Origin of the sequence: Azospirillum halopraeferens DSM 3675, from assembly GCF_000429625.1 — a bacterium.
Classification (GTDB): Bacteria; Pseudomonadota; Alphaproteobacteria; order Azospirillales; family Azospirillaceae; genus Azospirillum; species Azospirillum halopraeferens.
In genome coordinates this window covers 325,630-340,267 of the sequence record NZ_AUCF01000001.1, presented here as the reverse complement: position 1 = coordinate 340,267, position 14,638 = coordinate 325,630, and the positions used below count along the sequence as shown (strand labels likewise).

General features: G+C 69.0%; 21 protein-coding genes. 15 read left to right on the top strand and 6 right to left on the bottom strand.

Annotation, left to right across the window (positions count from 1 at the left end):
- Nucleotides 1-30 precede the first annotated feature (30 nt).
- Entirely contained in the window at nt 31-663 is a 633-nt protein-coding gene (locus G472_RS0101605; RefSeq protein ID WP_029006962.1) for a chemotaxis protein CheC, read from the bottom strand.
- Nucleotides 664-673: 10 nt separating this feature from the next.
- Complete coding sequence (locus tag G472_RS0101600) at nt 674-1,045, bottom strand: response regulator transcription factor (RefSeq protein ID WP_029006961.1); 372 nt, start codon at nt 1,043-1,045, stop codon at nt 674-676.
- A gap of 193 nt (nt 1,046-1,238) precedes the next feature.
- Here G472_RS0101600 and G472_RS39360 point away from each other — a divergent pair, with 193 nt between their 5' ends.
- Entirely contained in the window at nt 1,239-1,559 is a 321-nt protein-coding gene (locus tag G472_RS39360; RefSeq protein ID WP_051340145.1) for a c-type cytochrome, read from the top strand.
- A gap of 91 nt (nt 1,560-1,650) precedes the next feature.
- Here G472_RS39360 and G472_RS0101590 read toward each other — a convergent pair whose 3' ends face one another.
- A complete protein-coding gene (locus G472_RS0101590) occupies nt 1,651-2,391 on the bottom strand; it encodes a PhoH family protein (RefSeq protein WP_029006960.1) in 741 nt (246 codons plus the stop codon).
- Between the two features lie 763 nt (nt 2,392-3,154).
- On the opposite strand from G472_RS0101590, the gene minC reads away from it, so the two are divergent.
- The 3 genes from minC (at nt 3,155) to minE (ending at nt 5,193) form a co-directional block, all read left to right on the top strand.
- Complete coding sequence (gene minC, locus G472_RS0101585; protein WP_029006959.1) at nt 3,155-3,892, top strand: septum site-determining protein MinC; 738 nt, start codon at nt 3,155-3,157, stop codon at nt 3,890-3,892.
- Nucleotides 3,893-3,955: 63 nt separating this feature from the next.
- Nucleotides 3,956-4,771, top strand: coding sequence for a septum site-determining protein MinD (gene minD / locus G472_RS0101580; protein WP_029006958.1), 816 nt, complete (start codon nt 3,956-3,958; stop codon nt 4,769-4,771).
- Entirely contained in the window at nt 4,768-5,193 is a 426-nt protein-coding gene (minE, locus tag G472_RS40770) for a cell division topological specificity factor MinE (RefSeq protein ID WP_029006957.1), read from the top strand. The genes minD and minE overlap by 4 nt, the downstream gene beginning before the upstream one ends.
- Before the next feature lie 12 nt (nt 5,194-5,205).
- Here minE and G472_RS0101570 read toward each other — a convergent pair whose 3' ends face one another.
- On the bottom strand, nt 5,206-6,516 hold the full coding sequence (locus G472_RS0101570; RefSeq protein ID WP_029006956.1) for a hypothetical protein: 1,311 nt from the start codon (nt 6,514-6,516) through the stop codon (nt 5,206-5,208).
- A 61-nt stretch (nt 6,517-6,577) separates the two neighbouring features.
- Nucleotides 6,578-7,372 (bottom strand): substrate-binding periplasmic protein, encoded by a 795-nt coding sequence (locus G472_RS0101565; RefSeq protein ID WP_029006955.1) that lies wholly within the window; start codon nt 7,370-7,372, stop codon nt 6,578-6,580.
- Nucleotides 7,373-7,539: 167 nt separating this feature from the next.
- On the opposite strand from G472_RS0101565, the gene G472_RS0101560 reads away from it, so the two are divergent.
- The 7 genes from G472_RS0101560 to G472_RS0101530 all read left to right on the top strand — a co-directional run bounded on the left by G472_RS0101560 (nt 7,540) and on the right by G472_RS0101530 (nt 12,211).
- Entirely contained in the window at nt 7,540-8,703 is a 1,164-nt protein-coding gene (locus G472_RS0101560) for an exo-alpha-sialidase (protein ID WP_029006954.1), read from the top strand.
- Nucleotides 8,704-8,786: 83 nt separating this feature from the next.
- Nucleotides 8,787-9,392, top strand: a complete 606-nt coding sequence (locus G472_RS0101555) for an SCO family protein (RefSeq protein WP_029006953.1) — start codon at nt 8,787-8,789, stop codon at nt 9,390-9,392.
- A 170-nt stretch (nt 9,393-9,562) separates the two neighbouring features.
- A complete protein-coding gene (locus G472_RS0101550; RefSeq protein ID WP_029006952.1) occupies nt 9,563-9,928 on the top strand; it encodes an AtpZ/AtpI family protein in 366 nt (121 codons plus the stop codon).
- A 12-nt stretch (nt 9,929-9,940) separates the two neighbouring features.
- Entirely contained in the window at nt 9,941-10,684 is a 744-nt protein-coding gene (locus G472_RS0101545) for a F0F1 ATP synthase subunit A (RefSeq protein ID WP_029006951.1), read from the top strand.
- Between the two features lie 76 nt (nt 10,685-10,760).
- On the top strand, nt 10,761-10,985 hold the full coding sequence (locus G472_RS0101540; protein WP_029006950.1) for an ATP synthase subunit C family protein: 225 nt from the start codon (nt 10,761-10,763) through the stop codon (nt 10,983-10,985).
- 99 nt (nt 10,986-11,084) lie between these two features.
- On the top strand, nt 11,085-11,735 hold the full coding sequence (locus tag G472_RS0101535; RefSeq protein ID WP_051340143.1) for a F0F1 ATP synthase subunit B family protein: 651 nt from the start codon (nt 11,085-11,087) through the stop codon (nt 11,733-11,735).
- On the top strand, nt 11,732-12,211 hold the full coding sequence (locus G472_RS0101530; RefSeq protein ID WP_029006948.1) for a F0F1 ATP synthase subunit B family protein: 480 nt from the start codon (nt 11,732-11,734) through the stop codon (nt 12,209-12,211). Before G472_RS0101535 ends, G472_RS0101530 begins: the two co-directional genes overlap by 4 nt.
- A 179-nt stretch (nt 12,212-12,390) precedes the next feature.
- Here G472_RS0101530 and G472_RS39355 read toward each other — a convergent pair whose 3' ends face one another.
- Nucleotides 12,391-12,825, bottom strand: coding sequence for an Rpn family recombination-promoting nuclease/putative transposase (locus G472_RS39355; RefSeq protein ID WP_029006947.1), 435 nt, complete (start codon nt 12,823-12,825; stop codon nt 12,391-12,393).
- On the opposite strand from G472_RS39355, the gene G472_RS39350 reads away from it, so the two are divergent.
- The 4 genes from G472_RS39350 (at nt 12,825) to G472_RS0101505 (ending at nt 14,621) form a co-directional block, all read left to right on the top strand.
- Nucleotides 12,825-12,968, top strand: coding sequence for a hypothetical protein (locus tag G472_RS39350; RefSeq protein WP_169732762.1), 144 nt, complete (start codon nt 12,825-12,827; stop codon nt 12,966-12,968). The genes G472_RS39355 and G472_RS39350 overlap by 1 nt on opposite strands.
- 154 nt (nt 12,969-13,122) lie before the next feature.
- A complete protein-coding gene (locus tag G472_RS0101515; protein ID WP_029006946.1) occupies nt 13,123-13,935 on the top strand; it encodes a DODA-type extradiol aromatic ring-opening family dioxygenase in 813 nt (270 codons plus the stop codon).
- 105 nt (nt 13,936-14,040) lie between these two features.
- On the top strand, nt 14,041-14,286 hold the full coding sequence (locus G472_RS0101510) for an AbrB/MazE/SpoVT family DNA-binding domain-containing protein (protein WP_029006945.1): 246 nt from the start codon (nt 14,041-14,043) through the stop codon (nt 14,284-14,286).
- Entirely contained in the window at nt 14,283-14,621 is a 339-nt protein-coding gene (locus G472_RS0101505; protein ID WP_029006944.1) for a type II toxin-antitoxin system PemK/MazF family toxin, read from the top strand. Before G472_RS0101510 ends, G472_RS0101505 begins: the two co-directional genes overlap by 4 nt.
- The last annotated feature ends 17 nt before the right edge of the window (nt 14,622-14,638 follow it).

The following is a 14,638-nucleotide window of genomic DNA, read 5'->3' as shown; positions in this document are numbered from 1 at the left end:
TGAACGGCGCGGACAGTTCGGCACCGGTCGTCACGGAGCGCCTGCGCCGGTGATCCGGGCGACATAGCCGGCTGTGCGGGCACGCAGTTCGTCGGCCGAGGCGACGTCGAGCGCGATGACGATCTGCCCGACCAGGTTGGCGGTCCGCAGGTGGAAGCGGATGTAGAAGACGACGGCCACGGCGTTGGGATCGTTGCTGACCCCGCAACGGGTGAAGATCTCACCGGCGTTGCCGTAGATCACCCGAGGCAGCGCCGTTTCCAGGCGGATGCCGAGAAGGTTGGCGATCACCGACAGGCAGTTGTTCAGGACGATGTTGCCGATCTCGCAGAGTGCTTCCTGCTCCAGCTCGAACACGTGATCGAGGTCGATCCCGTCGGGCAGGGCCGCGCGCACCAGTTCCAGGCTGTTCCTTTCGGGAAACACCAGCAGCGCCGAACCGGACAGGGCGCCGTCGAAACGCTCGGCCACCGCCACCAGCCGCTCGGCCAGTTCGGACGACAGCAGCCGGGCAGCGTCATCGCGAGGAACGATGTCCACCGCGGGAACCGACATGGACACGTCGTCGCCGATCATACGACTGAGCGCCACCGACGCCCGCGACACGCCGATGTTGGCAAGCTCCGTCAGGGCGTCGCGTTCGATGTCGCTGAGTGGTGTCAAGGCTGGCGACCTACCGGCGGGGCAGCAGGGTGGAGGACAGGAAGCGCGCCACCTGCTCCTCGTCCACCGGCTTGGGCAGGAAGGCCGCGTTCAGGTCGCGGATGCCGGCGACGATGGAGTCCTGGGCGTTGGCGGTGATGATGGCGATGTGCACCTGCGGCCGTTCCCGTCGCAATGCGGCCGCCGCCTCCAGCCCGTTGCGCCCGGGCATGTTGTAGTCAATTATGGCGATATCTATATCACTTTTGTCAAGTTCCGCAAACAGCCCGTCGCTGTCACCGGCTTCCATGACCGTCCAGTCCGGCTTGTGCCGCAAGACGATTCCACGCAGATGCATTCGCGATAGTTTGCTGTCGTCGACGACGATGACGGTCTTGCTCACGGAAGGCGCTCCGAAGTGCGGGGCGGAAGGAACGGCGGTACCTAACTATAGCCCATGCCATTGTCGCAAGACAGACCTACGTCTGATGGCCGAACCGCCGAACACACGGCCGCTCCTCCGGCCCGGGGTCGGCCGGAATGAACGTCGGCATACCCCTGTTCGACAGGGTATCGGACTGTATAAGGAGGAGGCCATGCGCATCTCCCTCATCGCCCCCGTTATGGCGGTGGCCGCAACGATGGCTGCCGCCGGTGCCGCCGGTACCCGCACCGGCGACCCCGACACCGGGCAGGCCCTCGCCCAGCGCTGGTGCACCGCCTGCCATGTGGTCGGGTCCGGCGATACCGGAACGGATGCCGCCCCCGCCTTCGCGACTCTGGCCCGGCGCCACGGCGATGACCCCGGCTGGATGCGGGCCTGGCTGAGCCGGAGTCACCCCCGCATGCCCGACCTGCACCTGTCGCGCGCCGAGATCGAGGATGTCATCGCCTACCTGGGCACCCTGCCCCGCTGACGCCGACCGGCGGCGCGCGGAGTTCCATGCATCGGGATCCTATCCATGGAACTCCGGGCAAGCCGTGCGACGTTTGCACCCGCCCGCCGGGCTACAGCACCGTCAGCATGCTGGCCACCAGCGGGTGACGCACGATGTCGGTGTCCTCCAGCCGGACGACCGCGATTCCCTCCACCGCTTCCAGGCGGCGGGCGATGTCGGCAAGGCCGGAGAGGTTGTCGAGCAGGTCCGTCTGGTCCGGATCGCCCGTCAGCACCATGGTGGAATGCCAGCCCAGGCGGGTCAGCAGCATCTTGATCTGGGCGTAGGTGCAGTTCTGCGCCTCGTCGATCACCACGAACGCGTTGTTGAGGGTGCGACCGCGCATGAACCCGACCGGGGCGATCTCGATGGTGCCGTCCGCCATGTACTGGCGCAGCCGCTTGCCGCCCAGACGGTCCGACAGGGCGTCGTAGAGCGGACGCAGGAAGGGCGCCATCTTCTCGTTGAGGTCGCCGGGCAGGTAGCCAAGGCTCTCACCGGCCTCCACCGCCGGTCGCGACAGGACGATGCGGTCGACCTTGCCTTCCTCCAGCGCCTCGACGGCGGACGAGATGGCAAGAAAGGTCTTGCCGGTGCCCGCGGGCCCCAGGGCCACCACCAGGTGATGCGTCCGGATCGCCTCCAGCAGCCGCGTCTGATTGACGCTCTGCGGCTTGACCCGCCGCACATAGCTCTGATCGCGGTGGCGGTCCGCCATCAGCGGATCCCAGGCGGAGCCGGGGAACAACGGCTGGATCTTGGCTTCCGTAACCGTGCTCGCGGTGCTGCCCTTGATCTGGCGTTTGGCCATGTCGCTCTCCTCACGTCACGGGGACTGGCTGCGGTGCGGGCACAAAAAAACCTCCCGCAAAGGGGAGGTCGCATGCGTCGTTCCGTGCGGAACGGTTCTGTGCGCGGCGCCGCGGTGCCGATGCGAGGCATCTGACCGCCGGCCCGCCGCCCGCGCAAGGGAACGGCCATGGGACGGTGGACGGGGGTTCGGTATGCAACGGTGCGTGCAAGCCCGACTCCTGCTGGTCCGGGCGCCGGTCACGCCCGTGTTGTGCCTCGCATAGGCAACTGTACGGGGTTCAACACCGGCCGTCAGCGGAAATTGCGCGGAGCACAAAAGTTTCATACAAGATGTTGTGGATTAGCCAGAGGAGCACCCGGCTCACGACGCAAGGGGTAGAGGTCGCCCGCCCGGGGGGCATGGGTCCGGGATCGCGCCAGGGGTGGTTCGCCGCCGGCATTTACCCGCTGAGATGAACGGAATGCCGGCGTCCGACACGCATGGAGAGCATGACCATCCTCCGGCGACACCTTGAAACCCTTTGCCCCGTCCGGGGAGTTCCGTTACTGTCCGGTCGCACGGCGTGGCTGCCGTTCCGTTCGCGGAGCGGCATCGGGCGTGCCGCGGCCAAAGGCCGCGGACTTACGGTTGTCACCTGACGGCGCACGCGGACACTTGAACCGACCACCGGTGGGCCGCTAGAACGCCTGATGGATTGCCGCGCGTCTTTCAGCAGGACCTTTGAGCGGATGGAACGGCAGGACAAGTCAGGAAGGTGGCGGTGAGCAGCGCCGGTCAGGTTGCGGAACGGGACGCACCGTTCCAGTTGCGCGGAAACTCCTTCACCATGATGGTGCTGAAGGTCGGGGATCCCGCGTCTCCCAATTTCTTCTCGCTGCTCGGCAGCAAGGTGCGCCAGGCTCCCAACTTCTTCCGGCATGCGCCGGTGGTGCTGGATTTCGACGATCTGCCGGAAGGGGCGGAGTTCGACCTCGCCGGATTCATCGCCAGGGTGCGCGAACAGCATCTGTTGCCGATCGGCTTCGTCGGCGGTCCGCGCGCCGTCCAGGACGCGGCACTGGCGGGCGGTCTGGTGCCGATGCCCTCCGGCCGGCCCGCCCGCATCGAGGCGGCGCGCCCGCAGGCGGCGGCGTCCGGTGCCGTGGCCCAGCCCGTGGTGGTGGAGGTGCACCGGCCGGCCCTGGTGGTGACCGAACCGGTCCGCTCCGGCCAGCAGATCTACGCCGAGAAGGCGGACCTGATCATCACCGCCTCGGTGTCCCACGGCGCCGAAGTGCTCGCGGACGGCAACATCCACGTGTATGGGGCGTTGCGCGGCCGGGCACTGGCCGGTATCTCCGGCGACAACGCCGCCCGCATCTTCTGCCAGAGCCTTGAGGCGGAGGTGGTGTCCATCGCCGGGCTGTACCGTGTGAGCGAGGACATCGACGCCGCCTTTCTGAAGAAGCCCGTGCAGATCCGCCTCAGCGACGGCTTCCTGCACGTGGCACCCCTGTAACAGCGTACGGGCCGTAACGGCAACCATCGGTAACGCCAACTCGTGAACGGTAGGAGAGGCTCGTTGGGCAAGATCATCGTCATGACATCGGGCAAGGGCGGCGTGGGCAAGACCACCTCCAGCGCCGCCTTCGCCACCGGTCTGGCCTTGCGCGGGTTCAAGACGGTCGTCATCGACTTCGACGTCGGCCTGCGCAACCTCGACCTCGTGATGGGCTGTGAACGCCGGGTGGTGTTCGACTTCATCAACGTCATCAATGGTGAAGCCAAGCTTCACCAGGCGTTGATCAAGGACAAGAGGGTGGACAACCTGTTCATCCTTCCCACCTCGCAGACCCGCGACAAGGACGCCCTGACCAAGGACGGCGTGGAGCGAATCCTCGCCGACCTGGAGAAGGACTTCGACTACATCGTCTGCGACAGCCCCGCCGGCATCGAGCGGGGCGCGCTGATGGCGCTGTACTTCGCCGACCACGCGGTGATCGTCACCAACCCCGAGGTGTCGTCGGTACGCGACAGCGACCGCATCCTGGGCGTCCTCAACGCCAAGTCCCGGCGGGCCGAACAGGGGTTGGAACCGGTCACCCAGCGGCTTCTCCTCACCCGCTACGACCCGGAACGGGTGGAGCGGGGTGAGATGCTGAAGGTGGACGACGTGCTTGAGATCCTGGCCATCCCCCTGCTGGGGGTGGTGCCGGAAAGCCAGGCGGTCCTGCGGGCGTCCAACATCGGCATGCCCGTCATCCTCGACGAGAAGTCCAACGCCGGTCTGGCCTACATGGACGCCGTGTCCCGCTTCCTCGGCGAGGATGTGGAGCACCGCTTCGTCAAGCCCGAGAAGAAGGGGCTGTTCGGGCGCTTCCTGAGGAGGAGCGCATGAGCATCTTCAGCTTCTTCCGCTCCACGCCCAAGGCGTCCGCCGTCCAGGCGAAGGAGCGTTTGCAGATCGTCATGGCGCACGAGCGCGTCGGACGCACCGGCCCCGATTACCTGCCGATGCTCCAGCAGGAGTTGCTGGCGGTGATCGCCAAGTATGTCGACATCGACGAGAACAAGGTGGAGGTGAAGCTCGACCGTGGCGGCGATTGCTCGACCCTTGAGGTCAACATCGAACTGCCCGGCCGTGACGCCGTGCGGAAGCCGGCCGCGTCGACGCCGTCCGCCAAGCCCGCCGCCGGCGCCAAGCCCGCCGGCGCCAAGCCGGCTGAGACCCGCACCGGCGACTCCAAGCCGTCCGAGAACAGGAACGCACCTTCCGTGGGTTCCGTGCTGACCAACGGCGGGGTCAGCAAGCGGCATTGATGCCCGCCCCCGTCATGTCCGGCGGGACAGCCGGCGCGGGAAACGAATGGTGACGACGGGGTCGTGGCCGGGGGTGCTCTCCACCAGGAGGCTCCCCTTCAGGCGCTCGGACACCAATGCCGTTACGCTGTCCGGCACCGTTCCGGTCCCGCCGGTGAATCGCACCGCGATTGCCTCTCCCTCCCCTTCCCCGCCCGGCAGCAGCCGGACCGACAGGATCGGGCCCGGCCCGGTGCCACCGTGCGCCAACGGGCTCTGCCGGATGGCGACCATCATGGCGACGACCGCAGCCAGAGCGGCGGAGTCGGTCTGCGCCTCCAGGGTGTCCGAACAGTCCGGTTCCCGTCCGTCCGGTCCATACCCCGCGGCATCGGTGAGGCAGGCCTTCAGGTTGAAGGGACCCGCCGCATCCGCCGGTGCGGCCCGCAGCCGGAGCAGTCGGTCGATCTCGGCCCGCAGCCCGCGCGACGCGATCACCGTGCCGTCGAGGAACGACTCGAAGGCGGCCCGTCGCACGCCACCGCCCGCCCGCAGGCCCCCGGCGAGATCCTGCGTGCGCCCTTCGACCGCGGCCAGGACGTCTGAGGCGCGGACCAGCGTGCGCTCCACCGGCACCGGCTCTGCGGATGGGGGCACCGGGGGCGTCGGAGCGATGGCGCCGGTGGCCGACGCTCCGGGGACCGGCGGCCGGGCGCCACGGCGCCCCATGGTCGGGGCGAGCGCCCCGGCGAGGGCAAGGGTGACCAGGATGCCCGCCACCGCCAGCCAGGGCGTCCGGCCGGAACCATCGGACGGTTGACCGAATCCCTCAGCGGTCGTGGCAGCAATGTCCACGGAAAGTCGGTCGACGATGACGTCCAACTCGGAGGCAACGCTCCGCCACAGAGCGCCGGCCTGGCGGTGCAGCTCGATCGCCTCCCGGCGGCGCGCCTCCGCAATGGCAAGCCCGGACGAGGCCGCCTCGACGCGCCGGTGGCCGGCGCGGTCCACCAGCACCGCAGCGTCCCGCAGAGTCACGAACGCGGCACCGATCCGGTCGCGCAGGGCGGGATCGACGTGGAAGGAGGGATGGAAGGCCAGAGCCTGGGCGGACAGCAACGCTTCGCGCCGCCGGGCGGTGTCCTCCGAGACGACCACCACGTCGCCGTAACGCTTGAACCGTTCCAGATTGAGCGCCGCCCGCTGCCGGTCCTCGATGAAGGGCACCACCCGCTCCCGGGTGTCGGCAGCGCGCCGCTCGGCTGCGAGACGGTCCACGGCGATGGCGACGAACGCAGCGCCCTGCAGCAGCAGCAGGCCGGCGGCCAGGGGCAGCAGAGACACCCGGCGGGTCGGCCGGCCGGCCGGGGTTGGCGCAGCAGGACCGGACAACGGGCCGTCGCGATCAGTAAACATCGAACGGGAAATAGCGGCGGCCGATCTCCTGGTACGAGCCATCGGCACGAATGGTGGTGATGGCGCCGTTGAGTGCGTTCAGGAGGGACCGCCGACCCTTGGGAACGACGAGATGAACGGTGCCGCCGAGCCCGTCTCCCGCCAGCGGGGTCCCGATCGTGCTGAAGGCGCGCCCGTCATGGGTCAGCAGGAAGTCGAGGCCCGCCAGGGTCGGCACCAGGGCGAACTCGGCCTCGCCCGCCGTCAGGGTCCGCCACAGATCCTCCAGGCTCGCGACGGTGACCAGTTGGTCCACGTCCCCTGCCATTCGTTCCATGTAGGCGTGCTGGCGGGTCGTGCGAATCACGGCCACGCTGCGGCCGCGCACCGCCTCCGGCCCGGGGACCGCGGCGTCGCGCATCGGCCCGATGAAGCTGGAGCTGGAGCGCCAGTAGGGAGCGGAGAAATCCACCCTGGCCTCCCGATCCGGCGTGCGCAGAAAGTTGGCGAGCCCGACGTCGCACCGCTCCTCCGCCACCGCGTCGAGCACCGCCTGGAACGGCAGCTCGACGAAGGTGCAGGTGGCGTCCATCACACGGCACAACGCGCGCATGATCTCGACGTTGAAGCCGGTCAGCCGGCCATCGGGTGCGCGGTAGCTAAAGGGCGGCGTCGCCTCCATCACGGCGATGCGGTATCCGGCAGCGGCCGCTCCGCCCGGCCCCCCGGTCAGGAGCGCCGCCGCCAACAGCACCGCGGCAAGGATGGCGCGTGCCGAACGGAAAAAAGTGGAGACCGGTCGCATCGGTACATCCGTCGGACGGAAACGGGTGCGGAGCCACAGCCCCGCTTGCGCCAGCTAAGCCCGGAAACCACCGCGGCGTCAATCCGCCGGCACACTTTCGCCCTCGACCGGCGCTCCGGCGCGTCCCACATTGCCGCTGGCAGCGCAATCTTCCCGGGGTAGTGACAATGACCATGCCGTTCGCGGTGTCGCACCGCATCATCTATCGCGACTCCGCCTTCTTTGCGTCGTTCCCGTCGGTGGCGCTGCGTGCGGACGGCGTGGTGCTGGTGGCGTTCCGGCGCGCGCGCGATCACCGCTGGCTGCGCGGGGAGGAGTACCGGCGCAGCGAGACGGGATTCGACAACGTCGACCACCTCGACGCCCGCTCCCAGACGGTGATCGTGCCGCTGACGGCCGGCGGCGAACCGGCCGGCGAGCCGATCACGGTTCCGCCCGACCCGCAGGCCGCCGACCAGGACGCCAACCTTCTGGTGCTGCGCGACGGCCGCCTGGTGCTGACCGGCTTCGCCTGGTACCCGCTTCCCGCCCGCGACGGCGAGGCGTTGCGCGCGCAGGGAATCGGCGTTGTCGGCAGCCCGCAGCGAACCGGTGACCTCTACCTGTTCTGGGGTGCCTATGCCCGGTGGAGCGACGACGGCGGGCGGACCTGGACTCCCCACCGTTACTTGCCGGCGGTGCCCGGCCAGCCGGACACGGTTCCGGGGATTCGGCCGATGCACGGCGGCGCGGTGCGCGGCCGCGCCGTGGAAGCGGCCGACGGCACGTTGCTGATGGCCACCTACGCCCACCACCCGGATACGGGCCGCTATGCCAGCCACCTGTTCGCCTCCGCCGACCGCGGCGATACCTGGACTTATCGGTCGCTGATCGCCATGGACCGCTCGCCGGCCGGTGCCGGGTTCTGCGAAAGCGCCCTGCTGTCGGTGGCCGACGGCCGTCTGCTGGCGTTCCATCGGACGACGGGGCTCGACGACCGCCTGGCCATCTCCGCCTCCCGCGATCTCGGCCGGACCTGGGAGCCGTGGCGGGTGCACGAGGTGGTCGGCCATCCCTACGACGCCTGTCCTCTGGCCGATGGCCGGTTGCTGCTGGCCTACGGCTACCGCCACCGCCCCTTCGGGGTGCGGGCTCGCCTGTGGAATCCCGTGCGCGAGGATCCCGCGGCCGCGGCGGAGTTCATCGTGCGCGATGATTCGCCTTCCGCCGACACGGGCTATCCCTGGGCCGTGGCCCTGCCCGACGGCCGGGCGCTGGTCGTCTATTACATCTGTGACGACGCCGGCGTCCGGCACGTCGCGGCCAGCCTGCTCACCCCGGCCGGGCCGTAACCGGAGGTGGCCGGCGGGGTTCCCTCGGCCGGCGTCCCGGGCTAAGGTCCGGCACCGCATCCGTCACCCACGAACGGACGACCATGAAAGCGCGCATCTTCCGCATCGCCATCGCCTCGGTGGTCGGACTCGTCATTGCCGCCGGCATCGCCTGGTGGCAGGTCCGCAACGCCGAACAGATGACCACCGGCGGAACCGCCGCGATCGGCGGTCCCTTCCAACTGGTCGACCACACCGGCCGGACGGTCACCGAGGCCGACTTCCGCGGCCGACACATGCTGATCTACTTCGGCTACACCTACTGCCCCGACGTCTGCCCGACCGAGCTGGCGGCCATGTCGGCCGCGCTCGACCGCATGGGCGCTGCGGCGGAGCGGGTGCAGCCGTTGTTCATCTCGGTCGATCCGCAGCGCGACACGGTGGCGCACCTGTCCGACTACGTCGGTCTCTTCCACCCCCGCATGGTCGGGTTGACGGGAACACCCGAACAGGTGCGCGACGTCGCCCGCGCCTACCGCGTGTACTACGCCCGGTCGCCGGGCAGCGCGCCGGATGATGAGCATTATCTGATGGATCATTCCAGCTTCATCTACCTGATGGACGCCGACGGCCGCTTCGTCCAGGTGTTCCCTGCCGGTGCATCGCCCGAGACGATCGCCGAGCAGATCACCGCCCGGATTCAGGGTTAATACGCCCGGGCGACGCCGCACCGCGGCATCGCCCGGCGGCCGTGCCGGGAACCGCAATTCTATCAAGCACTTGCGGCTAAGGTTTTGCTTCTTGACAGGGTAGGGTCCCGTTCGTATGGTCTCGCCGCTTTCGCGTGGCGGTGAGCCGGCGGAGGGATGACGGAGCGGATATGGCCGACGACAGACCTCCGACCTCGCTCGACGAGCTGGACGCACGATTGCGCAAGGCCCGGGAGGGGCAGGTTCGGAAGGCGGGCCCCGGCCGGCTGGACGGCGTGTCCCAAGGAGCGATGGGGGTCGCCTGGCGCATCGGCGTTGAGTTGGTAGCTGCCATGATCGTCGGCGTCGGCGGCGGACTGCTGATCGACCGCTGGCTGGATACGGCGCCCTGGGGTCTGGTGGTCATGTTCTTCCTGGGCGCCGCGGCGGGAGTGCTGAACGTCTACCGGGCCATTTCCGGGCTCGGCTTCGCCCCCGGTTACGGCCGGGCCAACAAGGATGATCACGAGCGCCCCTCCGGCGGCGACGAACACTGAGCGAGGACGACCTTGGATCCGCTGCACCAATTCGCCATCAACCCCATCATGCAAATCGTGATCGCCGGGTACGACGTGTCGTTCTCGAATTCGGCGCTGTTCATGGCGATCGCGGTGGCGCTGGTCTATGCCCTGATCCACTACGGGATGAAGGGCCGCGCCCTGGTTCCGGGCCGCCTGCAGTCGACGGCCGAGATGTTCTACGAGTTCGTGGCGAACATGGTGCGTGACAACGCGGGGCAGGACGCCCGCCCGTACTTTCCGTTCGTCTTTACCCTCTTCATGTTCGTGCTGTTCGGCAACCTGATCGGCATGATCCCCTACACCTTCACCTTCACCAGCCACATCATCGTGACCTTCGCGCTGGCGCTGACGGTGTTCGTGTTCGTGACCATCCTGGCGCTGATCAAGCACGGCCTGCACTTCTTCACCTTCTTCATGCCGCACGGTGCGCCGGTAGCGCTCGCCCCGATCCTGATCCCGATCGAGGTGATCTCCTACCTGATGCGCCCGGTCAGCCTGTCCATCCGACTGTTCGCCAACATGATGGCAGGCCACACCATGTTGAAGGTGTTCGCGGGCTTCACGGTTATGATGATCAGCGGCATGGGCGCCCTGGGCCTTTTCGTCGGCCTGGTGCCCCTGCTGATCAACATCGCGCTGACCGGCTTCGAGTTCCTGGTCGCCTTCCTGCAAGCCTACGTCTTCTCGATCCTGACCTGCCTGTACATCCGCGACGCGCTGGAGCTGCACTGATCCGCTCCGGAGCCCGCCGGGTTCGACAGTTCCGACCAACCATCATCCAGTTCACCCAAATAGAGGAATGAGTACCATGGAAGCTGAAGCCGCTAAGTACGTCGGCGCCGGTCTGGCCGTCATCGCCCTCGCCGGCGTCGGCATGGGCATCGGCAACATCTTCTCGACCCTGATCGGCTCGATCGCCCGCAACCCGGCCGTCCAGCCCAAGGTCTTCCCGATCGGTATCCTGGGCTTCGCCCTGACGGAAGCCGTCGCCCTGTTCGCGCTGCTGATCGCGTTCCTGATCCTGTTCGCCTAAGGCCCGGGCGAACGCGACACTCGCTCGAGAGACGCGGCGCCGGGCCCCTTCATCCGGGGTTTCGGCGCCGCTTCCTTATGCCTTGGGGGACGACCGATCATGCCGAACCTGTTGGCCGAGGCACGGCTGGCCCGTTGGGCGGGCGCTGCGGGCAGCGCGCTCGCTTCGCTCACCCTGCTCGCCGGCGCCGCGCTGGCGGCAACGGCGGAGCACGCGCCGGGTGCCGAACACGGGGCTGAGCACGGCGGCGGTGGCCTGCCGCAGCTCGACCCGACCACTTTCCCGACCCAGATCTTCTGGCTCGCGGTGACCTTCATCACCCTCTACTACCTGCTGGCCAAGAAGGCGCTGCCGCGCGTGGCCGAGGTGCTGGAGGAGCGTCAGGAGCGCATCAGCCGCGACCTGAACAAGGCGGCTTCCGTAAAGGAAGAGGCCGAGGCCGTCCTGGCCTCCGTGGAGAAGGCGCTGGCCGACGCCCGGAGCGAGGCGCAGTCGGTGATCGCCGCCACGGTTGCGGAGATCGAGGCCGCGAACCACGCCCGCCAGGGCCAGCTCGCCGCCGACATCGGAGAGCGCCTGAAGGCTGCCGAGGCCCGCATCGCCGGTGCCAAGGATGAGGCGCTTGCCAACATCCGCGGCGTCGCCGCCGAGATCGCCCGCGACGTCGCCGGCAAGCTGGCCGGTGTCGATGTGGACGCGTCCAAGGCCGAGGCCGCCGTGGCCGCCGTGCTGGAGGAGCGCCGCTCATGAACACCGCCGAATTCTGGGTTGCCGTAGCCTTCGTCATCTTCGTGGTCGCGGTGTGGCGCAAGGCCAGCGCGGCGATCACGTCGGCCCTCGACTCCCGGGCGGAGAAGATCCGTGCCGAACTGGACGAGGCCCAGCGCCTGCGCGAGGACGCCCAGTCCACGCTGGCTGCCTACCAGCGCCGCCAGCGCGACGCGGTGAAGGAGGCCGAGGCCATCGTCATCCACGCCCGCGATGAGGCCGAGCGCTTCCGGACCACCGCCCAGGCGGATCTGGAGGCGGCCCTGAAGCGGCGCGAGCAGCAGGCCATGGACCGCATCGCCCAGGCCGAGGCGCAAGCCCTGGCCGAGGTCCGCAACCTGACCGTCGACATCGCCGTGGCCGCCGCCCGCCGCATCCTGGCGGATGGTGTCACTCCGGCGCAGGCCGACAAGCTGGTCGAACAGTCGATCGCCGAACTCCCCCGGCATCTGCACTGAGCGTTGCGCGTTTCGCAGCCGTTCGTCGAAGAGCCCCGGCCCATGCCGGGGTTTTTCATTTCCGGCCCGGGAGATGCACCGGGGCCAACGGAGGAAGGATGAGCCGGCTGAACGACGTGCCCGCCATGCTGGCCGGGACGGCCGATGACCTGGAGCAGAAAGCCCGTTCGGCGGCGGAATCAGCGCAAACGGCAGCGCAGGCGTGGACGCCGGTCAACCGTCCGGAGCCGGCCGAATGTCTCACGCGGGTCTCGCGGCTGGTTGAGCGCGAGCAGCCCGGCCCGCATGGTCGTCAGGTCCGACAGCCTCTCGTCGTCAATGCGGCCGAGGTCGGCCAGGACGTAGGCGAAGTCCAGATGGTGCCGGCGGACCGAGTCATCGGCGGCGATCAGGTCGCGGAACGCCGTCGGTACCGTCCACGCCCGGGCTCCGTGGTACACCACCAGCGGGAGGATCGCCGGCAAAGCCCGCACCGCCGCCGGGTCACGCCCGACGGTCCGCTGCCAGATGCGCACCATGTAGCCCAGCAGTAGCAGCGGGAGTCCGGGATCAAGGGTAGATTTGTGCTCAACCAGCGCATAGAGGAACGCCGCTTCGCCCGACCGCAGGCGCAATGACCACCGGTGACAAGGATGCCCCGGATCGCATGGCCGCGGCGATCGGCCGTATCCGCATGGCCGCGGACGCATTGGCCGAACGGGCAGCGGCGAAGGAAGCCGAAGCCATTCGCCGGGCGGCGGCGGCCATCGCCGTGTAACCGACAGAGCCGGCCGGAGCCCACATCCGACGCCACCCGCGCCGGTCGTTGCGGCCGTCGCAACGGTGTGTCGGACCGCGCCGGGCTTGGCGTCGGTGCCGTTCCCCCGGCACAATGCGCGTTCCCGCGTCCCTCCCGACAGGACATCCGGCCCATGCCCGCCTTCCTCCCGCCCGTTTTCGTCTCCCACGGCTCCCCCATGCTGGTGCTCGACGCTGAATCGCCCGGCCATGCCTTCCTTGCCGGCCTCGGCCGGCGGCTGGAGCGGCCGGCGGCGATCCTCGCGGTGTCGGCGCACTGGACAACGCGGCGGCCCATGGTGAGCGGCGCGGTGAGGCCGGACACCATCCACGATTTCTATGGCTTCCCGGAGCCCCTCTACCGCCTCACCTACCCCGCCCCGGGGGCGCCGGCGCTGGCGGAGCGGGTGATGGCCCTCTTGGACGCCGCCGGCATGGCCGGGGAGACGGACGCGGCGCAGGGGCTCGACCACGGCGCCTGGGTGCCTCTGCGGCTGATGTACCCGCAGGCCGACATCCCCGTGGCGCAGCTCTCGGTGCAGCCCCACAGCGACGCGGCCGCCCACCTGGCGCTGGGGCGGGCGCTGGCGCCGCTGGCGCACGAAGGCGTGCTGGTGCTGGGCAGCGGTGGCGCCGTGCACAACCTCCACGACTTCCGCCGCGGCGACCGGAGCGGCCCCGCCCCCTGGGCGGCGGGATTCGCCGGGTGGCTGGACGGGGTGCTGGCGGCCGGTGACGCGGCGGCCCTGGCCGCCTGGAGCGACGCCCCCGATGCCCGCACCGCCCACCCCACCGACGAGCATTTCCTGCCCCTGCCCGTCGCCTTCGGCGCCGCCGGACCGGACGCCCGCGGCGAACCCCTGCACGCCGGGTTCGAGCACGGCAACCTCGGCATGCACGCCTGGGCGTTCCGACCGGCGGACGGGAGTGTCGCGGGCTCAACGTGATGCCGATCCGGGACGTCGGCCGGACGACCTTCCCCGTGCGCATCGGAGGCTTGCGTCGCGGTTGCTCGCAGGATAGGATATACGAAGTATATCACGGAGGTGAACGTGCAGGTTCAACTCGCCCGTTGGGGCAACAGCCTCGGTCTGCGCATTCCCAAGGATATTGCCGCTCGCTTCGGGCTCGCGGAGGGCGGCCGGGTGGAGATCGAAGCCGAAGGCGACCGGATCGTCATCCGGACCGACCGCCCGCGTTATGATCTGGACGAACTGCTGACCGGAATGACACCGGAGGCGATGCGCGACGTGTATGACTGGGGACCGGACATCGGTCGCGAGGATGGCACGCCGTGAGTTACGAACCGGCAGCCGGCGACCTGATCTGGACAGACTTCGACCCACGGGTGGGCCGGGAACAGAGCGGGCGCCGGCCGGCGCTGGTTGTCTCGCCTGTTGAGTTCTGGAAGGCCACCGGATTCGCTGTCGTTTGCCCGATCACATCGCGGGTCCGGCCCTTCGGCACGAGTGCCGTCCTGCCCGAAGGTCTTCCCGTTGCCGGCGAGGTGCTGGCCAGCCATGTGCGCAGCATCGACACCCTTGCGCGTCCGATCGCTTTCGCCGGCGGTGCCGTACCCGCGGCATTGCTCGCCGAGGTCCGCGGTAAACTCGCCGCGATCATGGGCATGTGAGTGGTTTCGGGTTTCGG